Source organism: Pseudomonas sp. JC1203, assembly GCF_056175065.1.
Genome location: NZ_JBWCAM010000002.1, coordinates 101,860 through 123,378 on the forward strand (window position 1 = coordinate 101,860; position 21,519 = coordinate 123,378).

Annotated in this window: 20 protein-coding genes; 17 read left to right on the forward strand and 3 right to left on the reverse strand. The window is 62.3% G+C overall.

Annotated features, from left to right (window positions below; genetic code table 11):
- Positions 1-254 precede the first annotated feature (254 nt).
- On the forward strand, positions 255-1,169 hold the full coding sequence (locus AC0SZ7_RS03680) for a LysR family transcriptional regulator (protein ID WP_475503382.1): 915 nt from the start codon (positions 255-257) through the stop codon (positions 1,167-1,169).
- Here the strand turns inward: AC0SZ7_RS03680 and AC0SZ7_RS03685 are convergent.
- A complete protein-coding gene (locus AC0SZ7_RS03685) occupies positions 1,166-1,990 on the reverse strand; it encodes an SDR family oxidoreductase (RefSeq protein ID WP_475503073.1) in 825 nt (274 codons plus the stop codon). The genes AC0SZ7_RS03680 and AC0SZ7_RS03685 overlap by 4 nt on opposite strands.
- A gap of 176 nt (positions 1,991-2,166) precedes the next feature.
- On the opposite strand from AC0SZ7_RS03685, the gene AC0SZ7_RS03690 reads away from it, so the two are divergent.
- From AC0SZ7_RS03690 to AC0SZ7_RS03745, 12 genes are all read left to right on the forward strand, one after another.
- Positions 2,167-2,703, forward strand: a complete 537-nt coding sequence (locus AC0SZ7_RS03690; protein WP_475503074.1) for a sigma-70 family RNA polymerase sigma factor — start codon at positions 2,167-2,169, stop codon at positions 2,701-2,703.
- The gene (locus tag AC0SZ7_RS03695; protein ID WP_475503075.1) at positions 2,700-3,644 is read left to right on the forward strand and encodes a DUF4880 domain-containing protein; all 945 of its coding nucleotides are present in this window, start codon (positions 2,700-2,702) and stop codon (positions 3,642-3,644) included. Before AC0SZ7_RS03690 ends, AC0SZ7_RS03695 begins: the two co-directional genes overlap by 4 nt.
- A gap of 115 nt (positions 3,645-3,759) precedes the next feature.
- Entirely contained in the window at positions 3,760-6,171 is a 2,412-nt protein-coding gene (locus AC0SZ7_RS03700; protein WP_475503076.1) for a TonB-dependent siderophore receptor, read from the forward strand.
- A 3-nt stretch (positions 6,172-6,174) separates the two neighbouring features.
- Positions 6,175-7,224, forward strand: coding sequence for a YncE family protein (locus AC0SZ7_RS03705; protein WP_475503077.1), 1,050 nt, complete (start codon positions 6,175-6,177; stop codon positions 7,222-7,224).
- An 82-nt stretch (positions 7,225-7,306) separates the two neighbouring features.
- Entirely contained in the window at positions 7,307-7,774 is a 468-nt protein-coding gene (locus tag AC0SZ7_RS03710) for an Lrp/AsnC family transcriptional regulator (RefSeq protein WP_475503078.1), read from the forward strand.
- A 313-nt stretch (positions 7,775-8,087) separates the two neighbouring features.
- The gene (locus AC0SZ7_RS03715; protein ID WP_475503079.1) at positions 8,088-9,524 is read left to right on the forward strand and encodes an APC family permease; all 1,437 of its coding nucleotides are present in this window, start codon (positions 8,088-8,090) and stop codon (positions 9,522-9,524) included.
- 75 nt (positions 9,525-9,599) lie between these two features.
- Positions 9,600-10,436, forward strand: a complete 837-nt coding sequence (locus AC0SZ7_RS03720) for a polysaccharide deacetylase family protein (protein WP_475503080.1) — start codon at positions 9,600-9,602, stop codon at positions 10,434-10,436.
- On the forward strand, positions 10,433-11,494 hold the full coding sequence (locus AC0SZ7_RS03725; protein ID WP_475503081.1) for a C45 family autoproteolytic acyltransferase/hydolase: 1,062 nt from the start codon (positions 10,433-10,435) through the stop codon (positions 11,492-11,494). Before AC0SZ7_RS03720 ends, AC0SZ7_RS03725 begins: the two co-directional genes overlap by 4 nt.
- A 24-nt stretch (positions 11,495-11,518) precedes the next feature.
- Positions 11,519-11,932, forward strand: coding sequence for a VOC family protein (locus AC0SZ7_RS03730; protein WP_416424303.1), 414 nt, complete (start codon positions 11,519-11,521; stop codon positions 11,930-11,932).
- A gap of 27 nt (positions 11,933-11,959) precedes the next feature.
- Positions 11,960-12,775 carry an SDR family NAD(P)-dependent oxidoreductase gene (locus AC0SZ7_RS03735; RefSeq protein WP_475503082.1) on the forward strand — a complete coding sequence of 272 codons (816 nt, stop codon included), beginning with the start codon at positions 11,960-11,962 and terminating at the stop codon, positions 12,773-12,775.
- Positions 12,776-12,799: 24 nt separating this feature from the next.
- Entirely contained in the window at positions 12,800-13,804 is a 1,005-nt protein-coding gene (locus AC0SZ7_RS03740) for a Rieske 2Fe-2S domain-containing protein (protein WP_475503083.1), read from the forward strand.
- Positions 13,801-14,763, forward strand: coding sequence for a PDR/VanB family oxidoreductase (locus AC0SZ7_RS03745; protein ID WP_475503084.1), 963 nt, complete (start codon positions 13,801-13,803; stop codon positions 14,761-14,763). The genes AC0SZ7_RS03740 and AC0SZ7_RS03745 overlap by 4 nt, the downstream gene beginning before the upstream one ends.
- Positions 14,764-14,904: 141 nt before the next feature.
- Here the strand turns inward: AC0SZ7_RS03745 and AC0SZ7_RS03750 are convergent, their stop codons facing one another.
- Positions 14,905-15,204, reverse strand: a complete 300-nt coding sequence (locus tag AC0SZ7_RS03750; protein WP_475503085.1) for a hypothetical protein — start codon at positions 15,202-15,204, stop codon at positions 14,905-14,907.
- A 192-nt stretch (positions 15,205-15,396) separates the two neighbouring features.
- On the opposite strand from AC0SZ7_RS03750, the gene AC0SZ7_RS03755 reads away from it, so the two are divergent.
- From AC0SZ7_RS03755 to AC0SZ7_RS03765, 3 genes are all read left to right on the forward strand, one after another.
- Entirely contained in the window at positions 15,397-15,657 is a 261-nt protein-coding gene (locus AC0SZ7_RS03755) for a hypothetical protein (RefSeq protein WP_475503086.1), read from the forward strand.
- A 473-nt stretch (positions 15,658-16,130) separates the two neighbouring features.
- On the forward strand, positions 16,131-17,285 hold the full coding sequence (locus AC0SZ7_RS03760; RefSeq protein WP_475503087.1) for a hypothetical protein: 1,155 nt from the start codon (positions 16,131-16,133) through the stop codon (positions 17,283-17,285).
- Between the two features lie 181 nt (positions 17,286-17,466).
- Positions 17,467-18,765 carry a tyrosine-type recombinase/integrase gene (locus AC0SZ7_RS03765; protein WP_475503088.1) on the forward strand — a complete coding sequence of 433 codons (1,299 nt, stop codon included), beginning with the start codon at positions 17,467-17,469 and terminating at the stop codon, positions 18,763-18,765.
- A 222-nt stretch (positions 18,766-18,987) separates the two neighbouring features.
- On the opposite strand, the gene AC0SZ7_RS03770 is transcribed toward AC0SZ7_RS03765, so the two are convergent.
- Entirely contained in the window at positions 18,988-19,266 is a 279-nt protein-coding gene (locus tag AC0SZ7_RS03770) for a helix-turn-helix domain-containing protein (RefSeq protein WP_475503089.1), read from the reverse strand.
- Between the two features lie 1,297 nt (positions 19,267-20,563).
- Between AC0SZ7_RS03770 and AC0SZ7_RS03775 the strand changes: the two genes are divergently transcribed.
- Positions 20,564-21,034: an antitoxin Xre/MbcA/ParS toxin-binding domain-containing protein gene (locus AC0SZ7_RS03775; RefSeq protein ID WP_475503090.1), complete on the forward strand. Its 471-nt coding sequence runs from the start codon at positions 20,564-20,566 to the stop codon at positions 21,032-21,034.
- Positions 21,035-21,519: the final 485 nt, after the last annotated feature.

Below are 21,519 nucleotides of genomic sequence, written 5' to 3' on the forward strand. Positions count from 1 at the left end.
AAAGTTGGGCAGGACCAAAAAAAGGAAAAAAGCGTGTGTCGTTGTGGTTGGGGCAAGCGGGCGCCGTTGCGGCGCGCAATGTCAGGGAGGGCGGTGCGTTGTCAGTCGAGGCGCATGTTACCAGCGGGTATTGAGTTGAATAATGCCGATATCGTGAATGAAGATGTGAGCTGTGCTCATCAATGGCCGCCTTCGCAATCAGCGGCGCGACGGATACACTGCAGGTCAATTGGACGGTGTGGGCGCAGTCGCTGATGATTCGAACAGGGCTCCCGGAGTTGACGGCATTCGTGGCCATTGCCCAGCAACGCAGCTTCAGCGGTGCGGCGCGTACGCTGGGCGTCTCCGCGTCGGCGCTGAGCCATGCCATGCGTGGGCTGGAGGCCCGACTGGAGCTGCGGCTGTTCAACCGCACCACGCGCTCGGTGGCCCTGACCGAAGCCGGCGAGCAGCTGTTCCAGCGCGTGCAGCCGCTGCTGGACGACCTGGAGGGCGCGGTCAACGAGGTGACCTCGGCACGCAACACGCCCTCCGGCTCCATCCGCCTCAGCGCCTCGGAATCGTCCTTCACGTTATTGGTGCGGCATGTGATGCCGCAGTTCCTGCAGGCGCATCCCAACATCCATATCGAGTGCGTCGCCGACAGCCGCCTGGTGGACATCGTCGCCGAGGGCTTCGACGCCGGCATCCGCCTGTTCGACGATGTGCCCAAGGACATGATCGCCGTGCGCTTCGGCCCGGATGTACGCTTTGCTGCCGTGGCCTCGCCCGACTACCTGGCCCGGCACCCGGCGCCCCTGGCGCCCGAAGACCTCAAGGCCCACCGCTGCATTCGCTTTCGCTTCGCCAGCGGCGCGCTGCTGCGCTGGGACCTGGACCACCTTGGCCGCGGCGCCAGCCTCGATGTGGACGGGCCCATGACCATGGACAACCTCAACCTGATGACCGAGGCGGCGCTGGCGGGCATCGGCATCGCCTGGCTGCCGCACCAGCAGGTCGAGGAGCACCTGCGGCACGGGCGGCTGGTGCACCTGCTGCCCGACTGGGGCCCGCATTACCCCGGCGCCTGCCTTTACTACCCGGCCAACCGCCATCCGCCCCTGGCGTTGCGGTTGTTTGCCGAGGCGCTGCGCGACTGGGTGCGCACCCAAGGGCAGGGGCTGCCTTAACGGGCGGCGTCGCCGTACCAATAGTGCGCCGTTACCCCGCCGTCCATGAGCAGGTCGCTGCCGGTGATGAAGGTGCCTTCAGGGCCCATCAACAAGGCCGCGGCCGCGCCCACCTCGTCGGGCGTCCCACCGCGCTGCGCCGGGCTGGCGGCGATCATGGCACGGTAGCCGGCGCCGCGCGGGCCGTCGAGCTCGTCCCGGGCCAGTGGGGTGAAGATGATGCCCGGGCTGATGGTATTCACCCGCGCACCGCGCTTGCCCCAGCGCAGGGCCTGGGCCGCCACCCGCAGCGAGTTGCCGCGCTTGGACAGCTGGTAGGCGTTGAGCGGGTCGGTGACCTGGTCGGGCTGCAGCATGGGCAACGCCAGCAGTTCGTCCGTCGGGGTCAGGGCCAGCGCTCGGTTCTGTTCCTGCGACAACGCGGGCAGGCGGTGGCCCGACTGCGAGGCGATGACGACGGCGCTGCCGCCTTTGGCGATCACCTCGCCGAACAGCTCCAGCACCAGCGCGGTGCCATACAGGTCCACGGCCAGGATAGTGGCGGGCGGCGCCTGGGAAGGGGAGACGCCAGCGGCATGCACCACCCCGGTGATATCGCCGAGCGCCGCGGCGGTGGCTACCAGGGCTTGCACCGAGGCCCGGGAGGCCACGTCGACCACCGTCGTGCTGACCGCAAACCCGGCGTCGGCCAGCACCTTGGCCGCCGCGTCGGCGTTGGCCTGGCGCAGGTCCGCCAACAGCACGTGCTTGCCGGCGCTGACGCGGCGGGCGATGGCCTGGCCGATGGAGCCGGCGCCGATTACCACGGTTACTTCTGTCATGAGTGCCTCCTGAACGTTATGCCGACACTATAGGGCGACAGGCCGATGACGATTAGATAGCCAGCGCCGCGTACCCTTGTGAAGGCTATTCAGCAGTGGGGGCAGGCAGCCGTCGACAGCCTTTATGAGAGTGGTTATTATCCGCACCTTCATTCGCGCCCCTGGTTGATCCTTCCTTGTCCACGCCAAGCCCCTGCGCCCCGTCTGCTGACGACGTCGGCAACCTCTATGTCGATCATGGTGGGTGGCTGCAGCACTGGCTGAGCCGGCGTTTTGGCCATTCCTTCAATGCCGCGGACGTGGCCGACCTGACCCACGACACCTTCGTGCGCCTGCTGCTCAAGCCGCGCCAGTTCGCTGGCAGCGGCGATGCGCGGGCGTTCCTGTGCACCGTGGCGCGGGGCTTGTGCATCGACCAATGGCGGCGCCAGCGCATCGAGCGTGCCTGGCTTGAGGCGCTGGCCGCGCAGCCGGAGTTTGTCGAGCCGTCGCTGGAATACCGCGCGCTGGTGCTGGAGGCCCTGGAGGAGATCGACGCCATGCTGCGGCGCCTGCCGGGCAAGGCGCGCGAGGCGTTCCTGCTGGCGCAGCTGTATGGCCTGGGCTACCGCGAAATTGCCGCGCGGGTGCAGGTGTCGGAGCGCATGGTGAAGAAATACATGGCCCAGGCGATGTTCCAGTGCCTGTTGCTGGAAGCGGGGCTGGCGCCATGAGCCATTCCCAGCACCAGGTGCTGCAGCAGGCCGCGGCCTGGTACGCGTTGCTGCGCTCGGAACGGGCCAGCGAGCAGGACCAGGCCAAATGGCGCCACTGGCACGACCAGCATCCCGAGCACCGCCACGCCTGGAGCCTGGTGGAGCGGGTGGGCGGGCGCTTCGGCCAGTTTGGCGACAGCGCGGAGAAGCATGGCGCCCTGGCAGCGCTGCGGGCAGGCGGTAGCGCTGGCATCAGCCGGCGGCGCACCCTGCTGTCGCTGGGCGGCCTGGGGCTGGCGTCCTGGCTGGGCTGGCGCACGCTGGACGCGGGCGGCACCGGTTGGTTTGCCGATTACGCCACGCGCACTGGCGAGCATCGCCATGTGGCACTGGCCGGGGGAGGGCAGCTGTGGCTGAACACCCTGAGTGCCGTGGACCTGCAGCGCGACGGCGGCCTCACGTTGATCAGCGGCGAGATCCTGCTGGATGACCGCCAGCGCCGGGGCGAAGCGCTGCGCATTGCCACGCCAATGGCTGAGCTGACGTCGCGGGAAGGGCTGTTCAACCTGCGCCTGGCCGACGCCGGCCTGTGCCTGGACGTGTATGCCGGTGTGGTGGAGGTGGCCTGCAATGGCCGCAGCCAGCGCGTGCAGCAAGGTCAGCAGTTGCGCGTCAGCCATCAAGGTATGGGCCCACTGCTGCCGGCCAACGACGGGCACCGCGCCTGGGTCAACGGGGTGATGGTGGCCGACGGCACGCCGCTGGGCCAGGTGGTGGCGGAGCTGGCGCGCTACCGCCACGGCTATCTGGGCTGCGACCCACGGGTGGAGCAGCTGCCGGTGGTGGGTACGTTCTCTATCCGTGATACCGACCGTGCGCTGGCGTCGCTGGCCAGCGCCTTGCCAGTGCGGGTCAGCCGCGTGCTGCCCTGGTGGGTCAGCCTGGAAGCGCGCGCCTGAGCCACGGGCGCGCCCGCCAAAACTTTTTTCAACACGCGGTTCCCTTTTCGAGGGCCTCGTTCGGTGTCATGGAAAGCACGCCATTTCACCTACCCAACGTTGCGGAACCGGCCACATGTCTTCGAACCACACGCGCACCCGTCGATTCAACCTTTCGCCCCTGGCCATGCTCATTCCCCTGGCGTTCGGCAGCGTCGCCGCCCTGGGCATGAACACTGCCCAGGCTGCCCAGGGGGTGCAGACGTTCCACGTGCCTGCGGGCAACCTCACCCTGCAGCTGGCGCGCTTCGCCCAGCAGGCCGGCATCGAGCTTGCCGGCAACGCCCAGCTCACCGATGGCCGCACCGGGCCGACCCTGGAAGGCGACTACAGTGTCGACGGCGCCCTTGCCGTGCTGCTCGGCGGCGCCGGCCTGACCGCGCAGAAACAGGCCAATGGCGCCTACGTGCTGGTGGCCAGCGGCGACCTGCAGCTGAGCGCCACCGAAATCGACTCCAGCACCGACATCAACACCAGCTACCAGCCGGCGCCGCCCACCTCAAGCTCGATCCTGCACAGCGACAAGCCCACATTCACTACCCCGCAGGTGGTGAACGTGGTCACCAGCCAGGTGCTGCGCGACCAGAAGCCGCGCAACCTCGACGACGCCCTGGCCAACGTCAGCGGCATCACCCAGGGCAACACCCTGGCCTCTACCCAGGACACCATCATGAAGCGCGGTTTCGGTGGCAACCGCGACGGCTCGATCATGCACAACGGCATGCCGCTGGTGCAGGGCCGCGGCTACAACGCCGCCGCCGATAGCGTCGAGGTACTCAAGGGGCCGTCGTCGCTGCTGTACGGCATCATGGACCCCGGCGGCGTGGTCAATGTGGTCAGCAAGCGCCCGTCGCTGCAGGCCTACAACGCCATCACCGCGCGCGCTTCCGGCTACGCCCACGGCCGTGACGGCAGCGGCGGCACCCTGGACAGCACCGGGCCCATCGGCGACACGCCGCTGGCCTACCGCCTGGTGGTGGACTATGAGGATGAAGACTACTGGCGTAACTTCGGCACCCACCGCGAATCGCTGGTGGCACCGTCGCTGGCCTGGTACGGCGACGACACCCAGGCGGTGCTGTCGTACGAGCACCGCGAATACCTGACGCCCTTCGACCGCGGCACGGCGCTGGGCAGCAACGGCAAGATCCTCGACATCCCGCGTACCGAGCGCCTGGACGACAAGTTCAACACCATGGAAGGCCGCTCGGACCTGACCCAATTGCTGATCGACCACCAGTTCGACGACAACTGGAAAGGCCACCTGGGCTACAGCTGGAACCGTGAGACCTACGACGCCAACCAGCTGCGCATCTCGAAGATCGCCGCCGACGGCACCGCCACCCGCAGCAATGACGCCACCCACGGCGCGGTGAGCACTGACAGCTACGTGATTGCCTCGATGGAAGGCAGCGTCGGCGTGGCCGGTTTCCAGAACGACCTGCAGTTCGGCGCCGACAACGAGAAGCGCAAGATCTACCGCGCCGACCTGCTGCGCGAGACGCCCACCAGCGGCTTCAACGTCTACGACCCGGTGTACGGCCAGCTCAGCCCGTCTTCCACCGTTTCGGCCAGCGACAGCGACCAGACCGACAAGCTGCGCGCCCAGTCGCTGTTCCTGCAGGACGCCGTGCACCTCACCGACCAGTGGACCCTGGTGCTCGGTGGCCGCTACCAGATGTATGACCAACTGGCCGGCAAGGGCCGCCCGTTCAAGGCCAACACCGACATTAACGGCCAGAAGTTCCTGCCCCGCGCCGGCCTGGTGTATCAGTACAACGACATGCTGTCGTTCTACGGCAGCTACACCGAATCGCTGAAGCCGACCTCCAGCATCGCCCAGCTGTCCACCGGCGTGACCATCGATTCCTCGGTGCTGCCCGAGCACGCCAAGGCCTATGAGATCGGCGCCAAGCTGGAGATACCAGGGCGCATCACCGGTACCCTGGCGCTGTTCGACATCGACAAGAAGAACGTGCTGGTGTCGCAGTACAACAGCGCCACCGCCACCACCGATTGGCGCACCAGCGGCGCCGCCCGTTCGCGTGGCGTGGAGCTGGACGTGAGCGGCGAAATCAGCGATGCCTGGAGCCTGATCGGCAGCTACGCCTACCTCGACGCCATCACCACCAAGGACCAGCTGTACGAGGGCAACCGCCTGTGGAACACCGCGCGTCAAACCGCGTCGTTGTCTGCGGTGTACGACTTCGGCAACATCTTGGGCGGTGACCGCCTGCGGGTCGGCAGCGGTGCGCACTACGTGGGCGAACGCCCGGGGGACTCGGCCAACAGCTTCTACTTGCCGTCCTATACCACGGTGGATGCCTTTGCCTCGTATGACACGCACTGGGATGGCCACAAGGTGAACCTGTCGCTGAACGTCAAGAATCTGTTCGACCGCACCTACTACACCTCCAGCGTCAACCAGTACTTCATCTCCATGGGCGATGTGCGCCAGTTCATCCTGTCCTCGACGTTGGAGTTCTGAGCCATGCGCGCATTGAAAACGATGGCCCTGGCCCTGGCGTTGCTGGGCAGCCAGGCCCAGGCCGACGATGGCCTGCTGTACCGCACCAGCGCCGTGCGTACCTTGCCCGGCAGCGGCCACAGCTGGGGCTTCGCCGCGCTGGACCCAACCCGGCCGCTGCTGCTGATTGCCCGGCGCGAGAACGGCCTGACGGCGTTCGACGTCGACAAGCAGCAAGCACTGCCGACGCTCGCCAATACTGGCGGCGCCAACGCCGTGGCGTTCGTGCCCCGGCACAACCGCGCCTATGTGGCCAACATGGACGGCACCCTGGGCATCCTCGACCTTGCGCAGTTGAAGGTGCTCCAGCGCCTGCCGGTGGACAGCGGCAACCTCAACAACCTGCTGTATGACGCGCACAGTGACCGGGTGATCATCACCAGCGGCCGTCGCGGCGACCACTCGACGCTGTACCTGCTGGACCCGGCCACCGACCGGCTGGTGGGCCAGCGCGATATTGCCGCGCGCAAGCTCGACGGCCCCATCGGCCTCAGCGATGGCCGCTTCGTCGTGCCGCTGCGCGACGAAGACCAGGTGGCCGTGCTCAGCGGCCCGTTGCTGGCGCAACAGCGCTTGCTCAGCTTCCCCGGTTGCCGCCAGCCCAGCGCGCTGGCGGCGGACGAGCAGGGCGGCCGGCTGTTCATTGCCTGCCGCGGTGGCCAGCCGCAACTGGTGATCGCTGACCTTGCCAGCGGCGCGCAGTTGCAGACGCTGCCTATTGGCCGTGCCGTCAACGCACTGGCGTTCGACGCCGCGCGCCAGCAGCTGCTGATTCCCAGCGGCGCCGATGCCACCCTGACCGTGCTGGGCAAGGCCGCCGATGGCAGCTTCCGCCTGCTGGGCAGCGTGGGCACGCGGCCGTGGGCGCACAACATGGTGTTCGATGCGGCCCGGGCCAGCGTCTACCTGCTGGCGATGGACTTCACCCAGCCGGCGGCCAGCGCTGCGGTGCCCAAGCCTGACCCGCAGTTCCACGCGGACACCTTCAGTGTGCTGACCCTGAAGGCGCAGTAAGGGTGAACGGGGCGTTTCGGCGCCCCATGCAGTCTGATAGCCTGCAGATCGGTTCCCCGTACGCAGCCTTTGAGACCTCATTATGCCGATGTCAAAACTCGACGCCCTCGACTCGGACATTGTCCGCGAGTTGCAGGAAGACGGTCGTCGCCCGTTCCGTGAAGTGGCCCGCAACCTGTCGGTGCCCGAAGCCACCGTGCGCACCCGGGTCAAGCGCCTGCAGGACCAGGGCATCCTGCAGATCCTGGCGTTCACCAACCCGGCCAAGCTGGGCGACGCCAAGCTGGCGCTGATGTTCGTCAACGTTGCGCCGCAGGACCACGAACGGGTGGTGGACACCCTGGGGCGCTGGACAGAAGTCAGCTACCTGTCCACCACCATGGGCACCGCCGATATCTGCGTGCAGGTGCTGTGCCGCGACAACGACAGCCTGTGGGCGCTGAAGCAGCGCATTCGCGCCTTGCCGGGCGTGGAGGAAGTACGCCTGATGCAGGAAGTGAAGGTGCACAAGATCCGCTTCACCATTCCTGCCGCCGAGATCGAGCTGTAACCCCGATTTGACGTTTGCGCACAACTTCATGGTTTTTTAACCGCATTGCGCAAAATTTCATTTATCTGATTGCGACATGCATCGGTGCCCCGACCTGGGGCATCGCGTCCCCGGCTGTCCGTTGCAAGCCGTCTGCGGCCTGCGCGCCGTATTGGTGCAGCTATAATCATAAAAGTTTGTGCGTATCTAATAGCGACACAAGCTGCGCAATGCGCAGCTCTAAGGCAACAAAAGCGTGCTAATGCGCAGAAAAGATGATTATTATTGACCCATCACAAGCTGTTACAAAAATAGCGAATGAGGGTGAAACACCATGCACGACAACACCGACGGCCACGTGCCGCAGCAAGGTTTCGAGAAGACGATTCGCTGGTGGGATGGCGTGGCCATCACCCTCAGCCTGCCCGCGGCGCTGTTCGTGGGCCTAGGCTATTCCATGGGCGCCATCGGTGCCTGGGCCGCGGTGGCGCTGTGGGCCACCATCGCCGCCGTGGCTGCCCTGCACAACTGGGTGTACTCGGAAATGGGCGCCATGTTCAGCCACAAGTCTGGCGGCATCGCGCTGTACGCCAACGAGGCGTGGAGCCGGCGCTTGCCCGCGCTGGGTCCGCTGGCCACCTACGCCTACTGGTTCGCCTGGGCCACGGCGCCGGCCATCTGGGGGCTGGCGGTGGCGCAGATCCTCACCGAGCAGTTCTGGCCCAACGCTACCTACAGCCTTGACCTGGGCCTGATGCAGCTGGACCTGCCCAAGCTGATCGCCCTGGGCGTGGCGCTGCTGTCGTGGGCGCTGAGCATGATCGAGCTGCGCTTCACCATGATCCTCATCACCCTGGCGGGGGTGCTGTTGATGATCCCGGTAGTCATCTTCGGCAGCGGCGCCTTCGCCTCGCACCTGTGGAGCACCGCCAGCTTCACCTGGCGCATTCCCGCTGGCCTGGAAGGCGCGCGTACGGTGCTGGCGTGGCTGTTCGTGATGGCCTGGTCGGCGTACGCGGTGGAGGCGGCGGCGTCGTTCATTCCCGAGTACCGCGACACTGTTCGCGACACCCGCAAGGCCCTGCGCGTGTCGGCGCTGATCCTGCTGCTGGTGTTCACCCTCACGCCGCTGGGCCTGGCCGGCCTGCTGGGCGAGCAGACCCTGGCCAACCAGCCCAACGGTTTCCTGCAAGCGGGCGCCGTGGCCTTGCTGGGGGGAGGGGCGGCGGCCATTACCCTGGTGCTTATTGCTGGCATCCTGGTGCTGTCGGTGATGGGCACGGCAGACGCGGCGCGGGCTTTGTACCAGAGCTCGCGGGACGGCCTCACCGTGCGCCAGTTCGGCGTGCTCAACCGCAACGGCGTGCCCGCCCGGGCGGTGACGGTGCAGCTGCTGATCAACGTGGCGCTGGTGCTGTTCGTGGGCAACGCGCTGGCGGTGATCGTCGCGGGCAACGTCGGTTATGTGCTGGCGCATCTGTTGGCGGTGGCCGGGTTCGTGGTGCTGCGCAAGGACCAGCCCGACACGCCACGGCCGATCCGCCTGCCACGGCGCTGGCTCGGCATTGCCGCGGCGCTGGCGCTGTTCGATGGGCTGATTCTGCTGGTGGGCATTACCAGCAGCGCCATCACCGGCTACGGCGGCTACAAGGAAGTGGCCATCGCCATCGCGGTGCTGGCGGTTTCACAGGTCATGTACCGCTGGCGCCAGTGGCAGGACCGCACACCCGGTAGCAGCGGCCGTGAGGCCGCGTCCCCGCCGCCACGCTGAATCGCGCCTACCGCGTGTATCGCTGACGCCGCCTGGCGGCAGCTGCTACGGACTTTTTCTTCAAGGAACTTCGCCATGAGCATTGATCACTCATTCGGCCCCGTGTGGCCGAACCGCAGCCCCGTGGCTGTGTCCCTGACCTTCGACGTCGACGCCGAGGCCGGCCTGCTGGGCGACAGCCCCAGCTTTGCCCGGCGCCTGACCGCGTTGTCCGAAGGGCGCTTCGGCGTGACCCGTGGCGTGCCGCGCATCCTCGACCTGCTGGCGCGGCACCACATCAAGGCTTCGTTCTTCGTACCCGGCCACACCGCTGACAGCCACCCCGGCCTGGTCGAGCAACTGCTCAAGGCCGGCCACGAAGTGGGCCACCACGGCCACCTGCACCTGCGCAGCGACAAGGTGTCCGTCCAGGAACAGCAGGACGAAATGCACCGCGGCCTGGAAGCGCTGCAACGCGCTGGCGCACCGAAGCCCGCCGGCTATCGCTCGTCGTCGTGGGAGCTGACCCCCGAGACCTTCGAGATGATTGTCGAGCACGGCTTCCAGTACGACTCCAGCTGCATGGGCGACGACCGCCCGTACTACGAGCACTGCAACGGCCAGCAGATCCTCGAGCTGCCGGTGCACTGGTCGCTTGACGACTGGCCCATGTTCGGCTGGGGCATCGACAACGGCGGCAACTTCACCCACCCGCGCACCCTCACCGACGTGTGGCTGGCCGAGTACGAGTCGGCGCGCCGCGACGGCCGCCACACCACCTTCACCATGCACCCGGAAGTGATCGGCCGCGCCGCGCGCTTCGAACAGCTGGAGCGCTTCGTCGAGCGCCTGGTCAGCGATGGCGACGTGTGGTTCGCGCGCCTGGATGAAGTGGCCGCCCAGGTGGCGCCTCAGTTGGAGCGCGCACGATGACCTACGTGTTCCGTTCCACCGTCAGCGACCCGCACGGCCGCGGCCGCGAGTTTGGCGAATGTCATGCCGCGCAGATCAAGGCGTCGGTGCAGGTTTACCGTGGCCTGTTCGAACGCACGGCACAACGCCCCTTGGACGTGCTGGAGCTGGGCGCCCAGGCGCTGGAGAAAATCGCCGCCTTCGCGCCACCGCTGCACGCCGAAATCCTCGGCATGGCCGAAGGGGCAGGGCTGGACCCTCGCGAGCTGGGCGCCATCAACGCCCGCACCGAGATCCTCGCCTACGCCGGTGCCGTGCTGCGCGGTGAGTGTTCGACGGTGGTTCACCTCGCCCCGCAGTCGCCCATGCCCATCTCGGTGCAGACTTGGGACTGGTACGCGCAATTCGCCCCGCAGTGGCTGGTGTGGGAGATCCCCCATGGCGATGGGCGCATGACCACCACGGTCACTGAGTACGGCATCGTCGGCAAGATCGGCGTCAACCGCCAGGGCCTGGGCGTGCACTTCAACATTCTCCACCACGCCACCGATGGCCAGGGCATCGGCGTGCCGGTGCACGTGGCGTCGCGCTGGCTGCTGGACAGCACCGCCGACTTCAACGACGCCCTGCAGCTGCTGACCGCCACCCGCTTCTCGGCGTCCAGCGTACTCACCGTGGTCACCGCCCAGGGCGGGGAGAGCAGCGCGGTGTCGGTGGAGCTGTACCCCGACGGCCCGGCCTTCGTGTTCCCTGGCGCCGACGGCCTGCTGGTGCACACCAACCATTTCCTCGATGCCCGCGCCAAGGCTCGCGACACCGAGTGGGCCACGTACCCCGACACCCTGGTGCGCCACGACCTGCTCACCCGGCGCCTGGCCAACCGCCGCGACCTCACGGCCGGCCAGATCATCGCCGCCATGAACAGCCACCTGGGCAGCACCGGTGCCGTGTGCTGCCACCCCGACCCCGGCAGCCGCGCCGACCAGTACCAGACCCTGGTCACGGTGGTGCTCGACGTGCCCGCCGGCACCCTGCAAGCCCTGGCGGGCGGGCCCTGCGCCCACGCCAACCATTCCTGACCGATACGCAACGGAGAACCGCGCATGCTCAAGCTCAAACGCATCGACAACATGGACATCCTCACCCACGACGTGCAGCGCCTGGTGGACTTCTACCACGGCACCCTGGGCCTGGGCTTCTTCCTGCCCTACGTGGCCGAGGAACGCTGGGCCGCTATCGAGACCGGCAACCTGACGCTGTACCTGTTCCACACCGACAACCCGGCCCGCGTGGCTCGCCGCACTGCCGTGAACGTGGAAGACCAGCCCGGCTTCGACTCCTTCGCCTTCGAGGTGGAGAACCTGGACGAGGCCATCGCCTACCTGGACGGCAAGGTGCAATGGGTGACCGACCAGCCCATCGCCTGGCAGCACCCCAGCGGCACCCACTACCGCTACCGGCCAATGTTCGACCCCGACGGCAACATGCTCTACATCACCGAACCACACAAAGCCTGAACCCCTGGCCACCTGGAGAACAATAAAATGACAGCGACTGTATCCGGCCAAGCCGCCAGGCTCGCCCCCCAGCCCGTGCTGGACCTGGCCCCCGAAGCACAGAAATTCACCGGCCGCGTGGCCCTGGTCACCGGCGCCGGCCGCGGTGCCGGCCGTGCCCACGCACGGCTGCTGGCCGCCCGTGGCGCAGCGGTGGTGGTCAACGACATCGACGCCGACGTGGCCCAGGCCACCGCGGCCGAGATCAATGAAGCGGGCGGCACCGCCATCGCCCTGGCCTGCGACATCACCACTCGCGCCAACGCCGAGCGCCTGATCGCCCAGGCCGTGGAGCACTTCGGCCAGTTGGACATCCTGGTGCACAACGCCGGGATGATGTACTCGCTCACCGGCCTTGAAGCCACCGACGACGCCAACTTCGACCAACTGCTGGCCATCAACGTGCACGCGCCGCTGTACCTGACCCGCGCGGCGCTGCCGGCGTTGCGCAACAGCCGCGCGCCACGGGTAATTTTCATCAACTCGCAGTGGGGCCAGGTGCCGGACGGGCATTCCTACGCCTACATGGTCTCGAAGACCGCGCAGTTGGGCCTGATGAAAACCATGGCCAAGGAGTTCGTGGGGCAGGGGATTCTGGTCAACGCCATTACCCCGGGCGCGATCCTGACGCGCATGGTGCCGGAGGAGTACGTGGAAGGCGAAAAAGCCAACATCCCGCTGGGCCGCCTGGTGCACCCCGAGGAGATTGCCGCCGCCGTGGCGTTCCTGGCCAGTGACGAGGCGGCGTTCATCAGCGGCCAGGTGCTGGCGGTGAACGGTGGCGCGCTGGTGGTGGGTATCTGACCAAGGCCTGATGAGGAGACGAACATGACTACAACCATCACCCAACGCCAACGCGCCGAAGCCGCCATGCGCCGCCAGTGGTTCCCGGTGGCCCGCAGCGCCGACCTGGCCACCCCGCAATCGGCCACCTTGCTGGGCCAGCGCCTGGTGGTGTACCGCACTGCCGCAGGCAAGGCCGTGGTGCAGGACGCCCGCTGCCCGCACCGCGGCGCCGACTTCGCCCTGGGCCAGGTGCACGGCGAGAACATCGCCTGCCCGTACCACGGCTGGCAGTTCGCGGCCGCCGACGGCAAGTGCAGCCACGTGCCGTCGCTGGAGGACCAGTGCAAGATCCCGCCCCAGGCGAAGATCGCCACCTACCGCGTAATCGAGCGCTTCGCCCACGTGTGGACGGTGCTGGAAGACCCGGTCGAAGACCTTTACGACCCCCAGCAGTGGAAAGGCGTGGACCTGCAATGGCTGGCCGCCGAGCCGCTGCATTCGCCCACCGGCGTAGCCGTGGCCATCGAGAACTTCCGCGACGTGGCGCATTTCCCCTTCGTGCACTTTGTCTCCATGGGCCCCAGCAAGCATGTGGTGGAGCCGCTGAAGGTGCGCCGCGACGGCCTCGACATCGTCATGGAGCGGCCGCTGGACGCCGGTGACGGCGAGTGGGCCAACGACGGCGATTGCATGATGTATTACCACTGCGCCGCCCCCGGCCTTGCCACCATCACCTACGACTACGAGCGCCTGGGCAAGCGCGTGGTCGCCGGCTTCCCATGCCCGGTGGCCTACGACGAGGTGAAAATCTTCTGGGGCGTGGCCAACGCCGTCGACTTCAAGGGCGCCAGCCTTGAAGAAAACCTGCGCATCGAAGAGATGGTCTACCTGGAGGACATGCCCATCGCCGCCGGCATCTTCCCGCGCGAAATCGACTGGGACGGCATGTTCGTCGAGCACTCGGTGCCCGCCGACCTGTTCACCCTCAACTACCGCCGCGCGTTCCGCGAGTTCATCGACCGCGCAGTGCCGGAAGGTGCGGCATGAACCGCCCGGCCCAGGACCGGGAGGTGCTGATCAGCGCCATGCGCCTGGAGGCCGAGGGCGTGATGGCCCTGGAACTGCGGGCGCAGGCCGGTGACGAATTGCCCACGTGGCAGGCGGGCGCGCACATCGACGTGCGCCTGCCGTCGGGCACCGTGCGCCAGTATTCGCTGTGCGGCGACCCTTTGGACCGCCGCCACCTGCACATTGCCGTGCTGCGCGAGGCCAAGGGGCGTGGCGGCTCGCGGGAAATCCACGACGAGCTGCGCGTGGGACAAACGCTGGCCATCAGCGCGCCGCGCAACGCCTTCGCCCTGGCGCCGGCGGCGGCCTACCAGTTCGTCGCCGGTGGCATAGGCATCACCCCGATTTTGCCGATGATCCTCGCAGCCGAGCGGGCAGGGGTGCCGTGGCACCTGGTGTACGGGGGGCGATCGCGGGCCTCGATGGCGTTCCTTGAACGCCTGCTGCCCCATGCCGGCGCGCACCTGCAGATCCTGCCGGCCGACGAGTTCGGCCTGCTGGACCTGGATGCCATCGCCGCGCGCGCGGCAGCCGGCGCCGAAACCTACAGCTGCGGCCCAGGCGTGCTGCTGGACGCCTTGACCGAGCGCTTTCAGGCGCAGGAGCTGGGGCAGCGCCTGCACCTGGAACGCTTCAGCGCGGCGCCATTGCCAGCGCCGACGGGCGAGGGCGGTGACCTGAAGGTGATCCTGGCGCGCAGCGGGCTGGAAGTGGATGTGCCGGCCGACCGCTCCATCATGCATGCGCTGCGCGAGGTGGGCATCGACGTGCCGTCGTCCTGCGAGCAGGGCGTGTGCGGGATGTGCGAAACGCGGGTGCTGGATGGCGTGCCAGACCATCGCGACATGCTGCTGACGGATCGCGAGCGGGCGCGTAATAACGTGATGATGGTGTGCTGCTCGCGGGCGAAGACCGCCACGCTGTTGCTGGATTTGTAGGGGCAGAGGCGGCCTTATCATGCCGGTAGCAGTAGCCAGAAGGCCGCGTCACGGATCACGACAAATAACTCAACTAAATAGTTCTTTAGTTGAGTTAACTCTCAAGGCGCGGAAAAGCGATGAGGGAGGGGTGGCTACATCCTACAACCCTTTCATGCAATTGCGCACGTCATCGTCAATCAGGTTGCCCGGCTTGATGCAGTCCTGCAGCGTGCGCCGATCCGGTTGCCGGGCAAAATCCTGCTGCGCCTGCCGTAAACACGTACGTTGAATCGCCTTGCCCGTGGGACCCGTGTCGCGGGCAAACAAGCTGCACGTCAACGCGTGCGAGGCCTGGGCAACGCCGTCTGCCACGCTGCCCACCATATCCGCTGCCTGTACTGGGCCAACAGCTGCCACGGCAAGCAACATCATTACCGGCCACTTCACCTGGTTGAACATCAAACGACCGCTCCTTGGTTCAAATTCTCGATGTTGAAGCGCGTTTCTACGTGAAATCTGCGGCCGTTACCCCTGCGGGCATGCTCAGATTTTACGTAGGAGCGCGCTTTTTAGGCTGCAATGCTTTGAATTTCAAGGATAAATCGGCATCCCTCGGTGATTCTTTAGCTGCGTAGTCGTTCGGATAGGGAAATGGATCGACTCGATATTTCGTTGAGCAAGCCGGCGCGATGGTTCGTGCATCGTTGTATGGCATTTGGGTTTACCAACGCATCGCGCCAGCGCGCGGCTGAGGAATGCGTGCACGTTTCATCTGAGCTGTTCGAACTACGCGTTGTTGGCGATCTAGAAGCACCGCGTGTTGAGCGGCTGGAGATTGGCGTGGAAACGGATCGGTCGGTGCAGGTTTCCGAATGGTGGTGTTTATTATCCCTGAGGGCGAGTTTGGGCTAGATTCGGCTTTTGAAAAGCGCCACACCTGACCCAGACCATCGCATACGACACTACGCATAATGTATATTATGTTAAATCTTGTATTGGGTTGTGGGTCGAGTTGCCAGGCTCCGGTCTTGTGACCGCCATCTATTAAATGGAAATCAGCTGGCCATCCTATCCTACTGATATCACGAGCTTTTCCTGCTTGGGTCGGTCGCCATGAGGATAATTCGGTTAAAGTTCAGCGGAAAATGGCTCCCGCGCTCCTACAGATAGTTAGAAATTCCACCAATTAACCATGCGCATCCACCTTGTTTGCCTGTGGGATTTCCACTCATTAATTATTATTCTCCAACTGCTCAATCGCGCAGCCCTAGTAGCTCAAGGGATGCAGACATTCCCGTGCGAAATAATCAGGCAGATAATTTTTCCACTCAATAGCGTTAATGACTGGAATCGCTCCTATCTAGGTTCTCCAAGGAATTGTGCTCTTGACGAATATTTCGCACCCACATAACGTAGGGAAAATCACTGCATCAGGTGAGCCAGAAATGCAGCCTCGCCCCCTTTTTGATAACCCCATGTCTGTGGAAGTCCCATTAGAGGATTTTCTACATCAATACGAACCAGTTTTTAGCTTTCTTCAAAGCTTGCCTTCCTGCGACCAGTTTTTTACAGACCTCAAGTTGGTGCGGGCTTTTCTAGCCCAATACGCTCAGGAGCCGAGCACGTTTTTGTCGTACAGGCAGTCTGCAGAGCGCTTGACTCTCTGGAGTTGGTTAATAGCCAAAAAGTCAATTGTCAGTCTCTCTGTTGCGGACATTAGTGAGTTCATAGCTTTTAATAAAGCCCCGCCAGAAAGCTGGGTAGGTAAGTCTCCCCGTCAGCGGTTCTTGAACAGTACAAATAGAATAGTGTTCAACGATGATTGGCGGCCATTTAACAATTGGCGCACATCTCCACAATCAGAAAGCTCGATCGTTCAGCTACTTCGGATATGCAGCGCACTGTATAATTATCTATTACGGCGTGGAAGCGTTGTTGGCAATCCGATTGCAGCACTAAACCAGGCGCACTCAAAAGCTCAAAAACCCTTTCGTGCGCCGCGCCCCCCCTTGGCTCAAGACCTATGGGACTCGGCAAGCCGGATAGCTATCTCTCTAGCCGATAAAGACCCTCGCCATGAGCGCGCACTGTTTATAATTATGTGTGTGTACCACTTACGTATTCGAGTTTCAGATTTGGCGAGTAGCGATTGGTATACGCCTTTAATGACCGCTTTCGTTAAAGTAGACAATGAATGGTGGTTCGAATCGAATCGGTCTGAGCGAGGACTTGCCCCGATTTCGGTGCCATCAGATCTTCTTTTGCATCTGGAACGCTACCGGTTAGGACAAGACTTGTCTCCGTTGCCCACCCCAAAAGAAGATATCGCTTTGCTACAAACCTCATCAGGAAGGCCTGGGCTCCGTGATCGACAAATTAGAAAGCTAATCACCGCTTTCTTTGCACTAATCGCTGATGAGCTCGAGGTTGCTGGATTCGCCCCTCAGCAATGCATAATGCTGAGGTCTGCTCCTTTTTCAGTGTTAAAAGTGACCGGAGCACGCGATGCTGAGATTGTGGGAGCGCAGCCTCATCTCTAACAAGGTCTGCGTCCTAGGCATGACCTTGCGCGCAGCCTTATTGGCAAGGGACGGTGACCAAGGTGATGTGCGACGGACCTCGGCACGCATGCAATATTCGATAATGGGTAGACCCGTATTTTGCAAAGGTCGTCGTGCATGGGGTAGCATCGCGAGCTTGCGGACCTGAGACAGTAATTTAATGGCGAACCTTATCCCTCTATTCGAATCACACGATCGATTTCTCGAGCTGAATCACAACAACCTATCGCAGGAGTTGCCGGTAGTTGTTTGCTACCTGGAGTCGTTCTCCTTTGATCTCAGTGCCATCGACAGCTACCGAGCTGTCAGAAGTTTTCTGCGCTCTTACGAAGGCAACTGTGCAACCTTCAACTCCTATAGAACGCACGTAGAGCGACTTCTGTTATGGGCACTATTGATTTGCGAGAAGCCTCTGCTCGACATGACCCGTCAAGATGGCGAACGTTTTTTGGAATTTTGCCTTAAACCACCTTCAGACTGGATTGGCAAGATCGTGAAAGCTCGCTATCAGCGTGTGGGCGGTCGAAGTGCTAATCCTACGGACACCTACACTATTAACCCTGCCTGGCGGCCGTTCTTCCTGACGGTAAAAAAACCTGACCTAAAACTTGCCACGGAACAAAATAAAGAACCCGAGGCAAAGCCCTACAAGATGCGGCAGGACTCAGTCGCTCAAGTTTTCGCCGTGTGCGGCAGCTTCTTCCAATGGGCGGCCGATGAGGGGCTTACGAACAATGCGAATCCGATTCGTGCGATCAAACAGAAGTCCAAATATAAGCAGCGAGTTGTGGCCACAGAAAACACGAAGTCATTGACCGCTCTCCAATGGGGCTTTGTCCTAGAGACAGCCAAGCTCATGGCTGACGAAGATCCTGAACAGCACGAGAGGACTTTATTTATCATAGCTACAATCTATTCTATGTATTTAAGGGTGTCAGACATTGTAGGGCGTGATAATTGGGAGCCAATGATGAGTGACTTCCGGAAAGATGATCATGGCAACTGGTGGTTTCACGTCATTGGCAAGGGCAATAAAGCTGCCCGTATAAGCGTCAAGGACGAATATATGAACGTCTGGATGGCCCGTTACAGGCAATTCCTGAATCTGACGCCGCTGCCCTCCCCTGACGATTCTGCGCCTCTCCTGCAGTCTCTTAAGGGGCGGGCAGGTTTATCCGCTGGTCACATCAGGAGTCTAGTCCAAAAGGTCTTCGACAATGCCTTGGTCCGCATGCGTACAGAAGGCTTCCCCGATGACGACGTGAAGCATTTGAGATCAGCGTCGCTTCACTGGTTGCGACACACCTCGGCGACAGCGGATGCCAAAGTGCGCGATCACAAGGATCTCCAGGCGGATCTGCGACACCAGAGTCTAGCAACAACGGTTGACACTTATTACAACAGTCGTGATGAGGAACGCCATCGCTCAAACAAAAACTTAAGCATTGAGGATCGCTGAAACTTATTGTGCCTCTCTGGCACAGCAATCACGCTTCCGCCGGGCTTGGGCGACTTGGGCCTCTGGGGAATCGACCGGACCAGTAACCGATGGTCGACAGTACCCTGCCCTCGCCTTACAGCAAGCCCTTGGCGCGCTCAGGCTCGTAGGAGCTTGTTTGTTGCGCCGCATCGCCCCAGAGTGCTTTTTCCAAGCGACAGCATGAGGTGGCACCAATCAGCTTCACTCGATTAGCTTGAGCTCATAGGTAATTTTTTTGAACAAATTGGCGATGTCGTCATGACGCTCTTTGCAAGCGTAGGTAGCAACAAGAATGGTCAGAGGGTGCACGCCTAAAACGCCTGCGAGCTGGTCGATCTTCTCCAGCGTAGGGCTCTTCAGCCCTCGCTCCAAGGTGCTGAGGTACGTGCGACTGCTCACCTCAGAAAAATCCTCTTGGGTAAGGTTTTTGCTGTTCCGCACCTGCTTGAGCGCCAGGGCGAACGCGTTGTTGAGTTCCAATTTGCCAATTCCGCAAAAGGAACGATGAAGCGCTATCGCATCCTATAGAGCTACAATCTATAGTGTTCATTTTGAGGTTTGCTATGTTTACGACTTATCCAAGCTCCGAAATCACCTTCGATCCGCCCGGTGAGCCCAACGCTTCATCTGGTCAACGGGTATGGCGACTCGTCGAACAGGAGCTGCTGCTACCGTGGCTATACCTCCAGGTGGTGATCAAAAGTGGATCTGAGTGTTATGCGAGCATGATGATGATGTACCACGCTCACGAGCTGAGACAATTTATCGATGCGCAGCCCCACCGCATGTGGGTAGAGCAAGTCCAGTTAGTGATTCCACCCCATATGAGCGGCAGCTCTAATTGGCTGATGGAGCCTTTGGCTATGGCTGGAATCGTGGAGGACCCTCGAGACGGATCGCATTTCATCCTATACAAAACCGCAAGTGGAGCAACGTACTCGTTGAGGGACGATGCGGATGCGACTATTGCACCATTCAAAATACTATTTTCAGATGATCGTGATCTAAAGAGCTCAGGTTGGGATAAATTGTGAATAGTCCGCAGATTGTCGCAAAAAGGCTTGCGCGCTCCACCAACTGCAATGACTATCCGTGGCTAGGAGTACACATGTATCCCTTGCGGGCACTCACATGGAAAGGCCCTGTCTCGGATCATGAGGTCGGTCTCTATACTACGCCCCTTGGCTCTTACGGACAGCAATCGGTAGGCGGTTACTTCTGCTGTTTAGTCACGAGCGCTTCTCAACGCATCACCTCACCCCAAGACATCCGTCGGGCTCTGAGGTAAGATCGAATATGTCGCATCAAGGCTGGGAGCTCCGCGCAGTTTGGACCGACGTTTACCTGCTCGCTTTGGTGCGAATCCAGTCACAGGTGCGTTCGAGCTCTTGGTCAATGCAGTACCATCGTGCATGGGTTCATGGGGGAAATATGGCTACACGTGAAGCCGCAATCGCTAGGTTGAGGAAAATTCAACATTCGCCCAGATACCGGAGTTTTTTTACCAAGGATGCGATCCAGGCTTTTGCTGATGTGGAAGTTTCGGCTTACGCCGGCAAAAGCCCGACATTCGAAAAGAAACAACCTTCGCGGTGACCTTCACTTTGCTCACGCTCACCCTTTCATGCGTTAGCAGCTTTGAGCTAGCCTATTGAGCCCACTCCCCTTAATCAAGCGGAGATTTCTATAGCTTATAAATAGAACGTTTCCGTCAGCACAATCGACTCGGCGTGCACTCAGCTAATATGGTTCGAATTTCGCAGGTGGAGGAGATGCTATGACTTCGGTCAACACCCATACGGCTAAAATGACACACGGCCGCCGCTCCGCGACGGAATATCTCATTCGCGATACCCGTGACCTTACCCCGGTTATGCTAAGTCGCTGCATTGCTAAAGGCTTCGCCCTCAAAGACGTCCGAGCCATGCTGGGCTTTTCTAAACTTCTCTCGACCAAACAAATAATTAGCCGGATCATGGGAAAGTCGAGTCGCGCCATCCAGCGCCAGTGCGCCAGCGAGCACCCAGCCCTTCTCACCTCTCGGCAGAGCTCAGTAGCGTTTCAATACGCCAAAGTGTTTGAACATGCAATGTCAGTATTCGGTACGAAGCAGTTCGCGGAGGAATGGCTAGCCCGCCCTTGCGTGTTTTTGGATGGGAACGTGCCACTGGATATGATCGACAACTCAATAGGATTTCAGGCCGTCGAAGAGTACTTGCGTCGCATTGAGTATGGGGTGTATCAATAATACCTGGCAGATGAAACCAAGCGGCAACGGTAGAAAACGATACATTGAATCTACACGCTGAAATTCGCGACTTCTGATTTTGTGCATCCCTTCGCGCTCGGGCCTTGTGCGCGTCGGGGCGATGAGCGTGCCACTCGCAGACTCCCCAATCTGGATTTTCCCTAGGCGCTTTTTTGGACACGCAGCAAAAAACTGGTGAGGAGCGTTGTGGTCACAACGCTTGACGATGGTCACGGCTAGTGTGTACTGATCGTCGAATATAACATCGACATCAGGAACTTTGCTACTCCGCCGCTGGAGGCGTTCGGGTACCTGCCATCGCTCATTTACAATATCCGAGATGGCCTTACCAGATCGAAATCAGGTTAGGCCGGGGTCGAATAGGCGCACGAACTCGGAAGCACCACCCCCTTTTACCGATAGTGCTAACATCCGGCTACAGCGATGTTCCTGCTCAACATGGGCCTGGCGGATTCAAGATGTTA

Coding starts and splice junctions, on each gene's coding strand:
- AC0SZ7_RS03680 (WP_475503382.1), top strand. CDS start 255: ATGATTCGAACAGGGCTCCCGGAGTTGACGGCATTCGTGGCCATTGCC.
- AC0SZ7_RS03685 (WP_475503073.1), bottom strand. CDS start 1,990: ATGACAGAAGTAACCGTGGTAATCGGCGCCGGCTCCATCGGCCAGGCC.
- AC0SZ7_RS03695 (WP_475503075.1), top strand. CDS start 2,700: ATGAGCCATTCCCAGCACCAGGTGCTGCAGCAGGCCGCGGCCTGGTAC.
- AC0SZ7_RS03700 (WP_475503076.1), top strand. CDS start 3,760: ATGTCTTCGAACCACACGCGCACCCGTCGATTCAACCTTTCGCCCCTG.
- AC0SZ7_RS03705 (WP_475503077.1), top strand. CDS start 6,175: ATGCGCGCATTGAAAACGATGGCCCTGGCCCTGGCGTTGCTGGGCAGC.
- AC0SZ7_RS03710 (WP_475503078.1), top strand. CDS start 7,307: ATGCCGATGTCAAAACTCGACGCCCTCGACTCGGACATTGTCCGCGAG.
- AC0SZ7_RS03715 (WP_475503079.1), top strand. CDS start 8,088: ATGCACGACAACACCGACGGCCACGTGCCGCAGCAAGGTTTCGAGAAG.
- AC0SZ7_RS03720 (WP_475503080.1), top strand. CDS start 9,600: ATGAGCATTGATCACTCATTCGGCCCCGTGTGGCCGAACCGCAGCCCC.
- AC0SZ7_RS03725 (WP_475503081.1), top strand. CDS start 10,433: ATGACCTACGTGTTCCGTTCCACCGTCAGCGACCCGCACGGCCGCGGC.
- AC0SZ7_RS03730 (WP_416424303.1), top strand. CDS start 11,519: ATGCTCAAGCTCAAACGCATCGACAACATGGACATCCTCACCCACGAC.
- AC0SZ7_RS03735 (WP_475503082.1), top strand. CDS start 11,960: ATGACAGCGACTGTATCCGGCCAAGCCGCCAGGCTCGCCCCCCAGCCC.
- AC0SZ7_RS03740 (WP_475503083.1), top strand. CDS start 12,800: ATGACTACAACCATCACCCAACGCCAACGCGCCGAAGCCGCCATGCGC.
- AC0SZ7_RS03745 (WP_475503084.1), top strand. CDS start 13,801: ATGAACCGCCCGGCCCAGGACCGGGAGGTGCTGATCAGCGCCATGCGC.
- AC0SZ7_RS03750 (WP_475503085.1), bottom strand. CDS start 15,204: ATGTTCAACCAGGTGAAGTGGCCGGTAATGATGTTGCTTGCCGTGGCA.
- AC0SZ7_RS03755 (WP_475503086.1), top strand. CDS start 15,397: ATGGATCGACTCGATATTTCGTTGAGCAAGCCGGCGCGATGGTTCGTG.
- AC0SZ7_RS03765 (WP_475503088.1), top strand. CDS start 17,467: ATGGCGAACCTTATCCCTCTATTCGAATCACACGATCGATTTCTCGAG.
- AC0SZ7_RS03775 (WP_475503090.1), top strand. CDS start 20,564: ATGACTTCGGTCAACACCCATACGGCTAAAATGACACACGGCCGCCGC.